Raw genomic sequence first — 4,328 nt, forward strand, 5'->3', positions numbered from 1 at the left:
TTATACGGCCACCACCCAACACTGTCAAACAATCATCACACGACACTTATCCACAAGAAAAATGACTGTAAATTGGGCCAAATCAGAGAAATCCACATTTTTCACCTTTTTAGCCGCCACAAAAAACATTCATTTTCTGCATTTTTCTTCTGAAATCTTTGTCCCGCGTCAGAAATCCGGCCAGTTCGGCGCCAGATGCCCTCCCATCCTTAAAGGAGCGACGCGGACAGCCAGACCTGTGGCGTCGTTTGTCTCGACCATCAGACCGCAAACTGTCGCCTCGCCTTCTGCTGGCTGAGGGCGCTCCCCTGGGATTTTACGGATCAGCCGATGAAGGGACGCCTCCTTCCCCATGCCAATGACACTGTCATAGTCACCACACATGCCGGCATCCGTCTGATAAGCCGTTCCTTTGGGAAGAATACGATGGTCTGCCGTCGGCACATGCGTATGCGTTCCAACAACCAGCGACACCCGCCCGTCGAAAAACTGACCAAAGCCCATCTTCTCACTGGTCGCTTCCGCGTGAATGTCTACGACAATTGCATTCACGGTCACGCCAAGCCGATGACGGGACAGCAGTTCACCGACGACCCGAAAGGGATCATCCAGCGGGTCCATGAAAATTCGACCCATGACATTGACCACCAGAGCGCGGCGACCACGCTCCAGATCTATAATGTAGCTCCCCTGCCCCGGCGTCCCTGCGGGATAGTTTATAGGACGCACGATATTAGGCATCTGACTGATGTGGCTCACCATATCGCGCCTGTCCCAGGCATGGTTGCCCAACGTGATGACATCTACACCGGCAGAGAACAGGCTTCTCGCGATATCAGGGGAAAGGCCATAACCATGTGAAGCGTTCTCCGCATTCACGACAACCAGATCCAAAGAGAGCTTTTTACGCCACTCCGGCAAGTTGTCGGTTATTGCTTCACGTCCACTCCGACCTACAACGTCGCCCAGAAACAGCAGTCTCAACAGTCAGCCTTCCAAATTATAAGGCCCAGTCTGAATCGTCTCTTTTTCAGTGACGACAACAGAAAGGGGAATATCGTATGGCCCAACGGGAATGCTTTTCATTTCCTGAAAAGCAAAACCGAAGCCAATTGCGGGCACATTCAGCTGCGCCAGAGTGCGGTCATAATAACCACCCCCATAGCCCAAACGAAAACCTTTCCGGTCAAACGCCAGGAAAGGAACAAGAACAAGATCAGGAATAAGAATGGGGCCATCAGGATGAGATGTCCCAAAGCGACCTGCCAGCATGGGCGTCTCTTCGCTCCACTCCCGAAAAACGAGAGGCGTTCCTTTGGGTGTCGTCTCAGGCAGCGCAACGCGTCGCCTATCACCAGCCAGCCGGGAACACAAAGGTCGAAGATCGATTTCTCCCGGCAGAGGCCAAACTGCCGCTACGCTCGGAGCATCATAAGTCTGAACGGTTTTGAAAATCCGTTCCAGCAGGTCTGCTTCTGCATGCGCTGGCGCATTTCTGCGCTTCTCAGCCATGAGATCGCGGAGTTCTTTTTTTTGCTGATCGATGGAAAAAATCTGTGGAGCCGCCAAAGCCGTTGGTCTTTTCAGCCCTCCTAGACCTGCAAGTGCAGGTGGGCACCGGTTAACGTGACCAAGGCCACGACAGAGCCAGTTCCCGTAGGAATGCTTATCGGCCCGGGGGTTGATTTGCCTGACGCACCAGGCAGCTCCGAACTACATATTAGACACTGCGGAGAGATATTCAACGGGAACCCGTCGATTACCCTTCCTTTTCGAGTGTCTCAGCCAAACCCTCAACCTGCTGGGTCAAATGTGCGAGCCTCGCCTGGCGGGATTCCGCGATACGCAAGGCCGCTTTGGCTTCTTCAACAGTCGCCAGCATATCATCCGGAATCGGGCGGCGCTTCAGCTCGAAAATTTCGTCCGCCATCAAGAGCGCAGCCATCATAAGTGTCTTGGACTCGCTGGCGGCACCACCAAGGGTCCTCGCCCGCTGAAGCCAGCTCTCAACCTGCCGCGCCATGGAATAAAGATGGTGTTCTTCTCCATCCTGGCAGCCAACACTGTAAACATACCCGTTCAGACGAATGGAAACCTGCCCCATGGCTCATTCTCCCTTTCGTTCAAGAATTCCGCGGATACGCACACATAAAGCATCAATGTTTGCGGCAATCTCTGGCAGGTCGGGAGCTGAACGCGCCTCGCGCTCACGCTCTTCCCGCATTCGGGCCTGCTGCTCCATCGCGGTGGCAATTCGCCCCACCGCTTCCTCAAGACGATCAATAGTCCTATCGTCCTGCAGAGATCCTGTCTGCTCGCTCAAAACGCGCTCTTTCCGTTCATGCCATCACTATGCCGAATACTATGACCGACACATCTCATCCTAGACTACCTAATCAGGAAAGACCCGAACCCTTCATCAGGTCAAGCGCTGCACCCTCTCTGATGCTGCCAGTTTTCAGTATTTCTTCTTACCCTGAAATGACCAGCCTCAGAGCGCAACACCCTCAGCCCTTTCTGGCACTCTCTCCTAAGGGCGCTGGAAACAGCTTTGGAATTCGCTGGTGGCTGGATGTGATGCAGGAGCAGAAGGCTTTTTCCATTCTGGATTGTGGTGCATCGGCAGCATTGGCGCGAATGGCACTTTTGACTGGGATTGGATGGGTTGTTTGCCAAGCCTCTCCGCAGCAAATGAGAGCCTTGAAGTCAGACCAACTCCATGAAACGAGGGTCCTGACGGCCCGCCCTTCCCCTACCTCATGGCGACGCTAGCCCGCCGCGCGTGAATCTGCGAAACTCTGCCCATGATACCTTGCGATCTTTATCCCGTTCTGCCCGCCACGCTCGAAACAGCCGCAATGCTTGATGCATTGCCAAGGCTACTCGCACGCCCCGAGGTCACTGCGCTGCGTTTTCCAGCAGCCCACAACCTCGACAAAAAGCAGCTTTCCAAATTCGTGAGTCTGCTTCACGAGAATGACGTCGCCCTGATGCTGGATGTGGCGGATGTAACGGTTTCTATCTCGCCAGATCTTTTAAAGGTGGCTGATGGTATCCACGCGCCGTCAGCAGACAGCCTGCCTGCCCTGCGCAAAATAGCCGGAGAAAATATTCAGATTGGATGCTTCTGCCAAAGCCGGGACGAAGCGATGCAGGCTGGAGAAAGCGGCGCGGACTACATCGCCTTCCCTTCAGAACATGCAGACATGATTAAGTGGTGGACGTCCGTAATGGAACTTCCTGCCGTGGCCGAAAACATTGTATCGTCCGAAGCTGCACGAACCGCCAGAGATTCTGCGGCTGACTTCCTTGCCATCCCTCTAAAGCTGGATGGCAGTGATCAGGACACTGTCATCCAGTTGATAAGCGCACTCAGTACCTGAGAAGGTGGCGCGCCCTTTTTTGGTTCAGTGAGAAACAGGAAGCAGCGCGTCCCGCATGAAATACAGAACACCATTAGACTGCGGTAGCGAATGGCTCCACAGATGAGCCACCTGCCCGGCGGGATTATTCAGGAAAATTTCGCCAGTCCGCGCATCGATATGGACGCTGATGATATCTCCATACAGCGTCTTAAGACCGATACCCTGACCATGGTTTCTGGCGATGGCCTTGCGGATAGCTTTTTCGTCCCATTTTCCTGATGCGATCGTATAGCCCAGAATATGGGTCAACTGACCCTTCATCGCAGGCGCCATCAGTCCACCCGGCCAGCGAGCCGAGAGTTTTTCCATGGCTTCATTAGGAATGGCAAAAACCGTGTAAGGGCCGGGACCCGTGATCCAAGGCACCAGACCTACGTGCCGGATCGCAGCCGTATAATCGGCCAACTCTATTGACGCGGCGATATTTTCGTCCAGCGGGCGATCATCATACGACGGGGACGCAGGCCGATGATACGCTATCGGCGTGCTCGGCTCATTATTCTTGGGCGTTTCAAATGCATTGGCAACCGTGTCAGGCATATAAGACATGGATGTCTTTGCCTGGGTCTCGAAACTATCCTGATAATTATGCGACCAGTCCGTCCCATGACATCCTGCCAGAGCTAAACCCAGCAGGGCCACTGCGCCCGAACGAAGACCCGAGAACCGGGTCAAAGCGCCGGGGGCAGAGGAAAAACCGAATCGCACATGCATGTCTGGTCACACCGTCTTAATAGAGAGGACGCAGAACCATAGACGAGGAAACCGGGTTCAGCACCCGTCCCCGCGCATGGTCCATCCCACGACGTGACCACTTACCAGTTCAAACGTCGTCTGACAGCTTGTGTTGTAATAGGTCGCAGGGAAACCGCCACCCCAGCCGCCGCCGTAGCCACCATAGCC

7 protein-coding genes and 1 other RNA gene are annotated in these 4,328 nt (G+C 54.4%); 2 read left to right on the top strand and 6 right to left on the bottom strand.

The annotated features are described in order from the left end of the window. Positions 1 to 168: 168 nt before the first annotated feature. From ABF979_RS16475 to ABF979_RS16495, 5 genes are all read right to left on the bottom strand, one after another. Positions 169 to 984: a TIGR00282 family metallophosphoesterase gene (locus ABF979_RS16475; RefSeq protein ID WP_046901312.1), complete on the bottom strand. Its 816-nt coding sequence runs from the start codon at positions 982 to 984 to the stop codon at positions 169 to 171. 3 nt (positions 985 to 987) lie between these two features. After that, positions 988 to 1,569 carry a 5-formyltetrahydrofolate cyclo-ligase gene (locus tag ABF979_RS16480; protein ID WP_415560762.1) on the bottom strand — a complete coding sequence of 194 codons (582 nt, stop codon included), beginning with the start codon at positions 1,567 to 1,569 and terminating at the stop codon, positions 988 to 990. Then, a non-coding RNA gene (ssrS, locus tag ABF979_RS16485) (6S RNA) lies at positions 1,556 to 1,712 on the bottom strand. Before ssrS ends, ABF979_RS16480 begins: the two co-directional genes overlap by 14 nt. A 47-nt stretch (positions 1,713 to 1,759) precedes the next feature. Next, a complete protein-coding gene (locus tag ABF979_RS16490; protein ID WP_046901310.1) occupies positions 1,760 to 2,104 on the bottom strand; it encodes a cell division protein ZapA in 345 nt (114 codons plus the stop codon). Positions 2,105 to 2,107: 3 nt separating this feature from the next. After that, the gene (locus tag ABF979_RS16495) at positions 2,108 to 2,323 is read right to left on the bottom strand and encodes a hypothetical protein (protein ID WP_086634867.1); all 216 of its coding nucleotides are present in this window, start codon (positions 2,321 to 2,323) and stop codon (positions 2,108 to 2,110) included. Positions 2,324 to 2,364: 41 nt separating this feature from the next. Between ABF979_RS16495 and ABF979_RS16500 the strand changes: the two genes are divergently transcribed. Together ABF979_RS16500 and ABF979_RS16505 are read left to right on the top strand one after the other, a co-directional pair. Beyond that, complete coding sequence (locus ABF979_RS16500) at positions 2,365 to 2,772, top strand: hypothetical protein (RefSeq protein ID WP_415560763.1); 408 nt, start codon at positions 2,365 to 2,367, stop codon at positions 2,770 to 2,772. Positions 2,773 to 2,804: 32 nt separating this feature from the next. After that, positions 2,805 to 3,383: a thiamine phosphate synthase gene (locus tag ABF979_RS16505; protein WP_415560764.1), complete on the top strand. Its 579-nt coding sequence runs from the start codon at positions 2,805 to 2,807 to the stop codon at positions 3,381 to 3,383. Between the two features lie 24 nt (positions 3,384 to 3,407). On the opposite strand, the gene ABF979_RS16510 is transcribed toward ABF979_RS16505, so the two are convergent. Beyond that, complete coding sequence (locus tag ABF979_RS16510; protein WP_415560765.1) at positions 3,408 to 4,139, bottom strand: fasciclin domain-containing protein; 732 nt, start codon at positions 4,137 to 4,139, stop codon at positions 3,408 to 3,410. Positions 4,140 to 4,328 lie beyond the last annotated feature (189 nt).

This window comes from Gluconobacter sp. (genome assembly GCF_047723935.1).
In the GTDB taxonomy this organism is placed as follows: domain Bacteria; phylum Pseudomonadota; class Alphaproteobacteria; order Acetobacterales; family Acetobacteraceae; genus Gluconobacter.

What these genes read in the sequence shown, in the direction of transcription:
- ABF979_RS16490 (WP_046901310.1), bottom strand. Translation starts at nt 2,104, where the DNA reads ATGGGGCAGGTTTCCATTCGTCTGAACGGGTATGTTTACAGTGTTGGC.
- ABF979_RS16500 (WP_415560763.1), top strand. Translation starts at nt 2,365, where the DNA reads ATGACCGACACATCTCATCCTAGACTACCTAATCAGGAAAGACCCGAA.
- ABF979_RS16505 (WP_415560764.1), top strand. Translation starts at nt 2,805, where the DNA reads ATGATACCTTGCGATCTTTATCCCGTTCTGCCCGCCACGCTCGAAACA.
- ABF979_RS16510 (WP_415560765.1), bottom strand. Translation starts at nt 4,139, where the DNA reads ATGCATGTGCGATTCGGTTTTTCCTCTGCCCCCGGCGCTTTGACCCGG.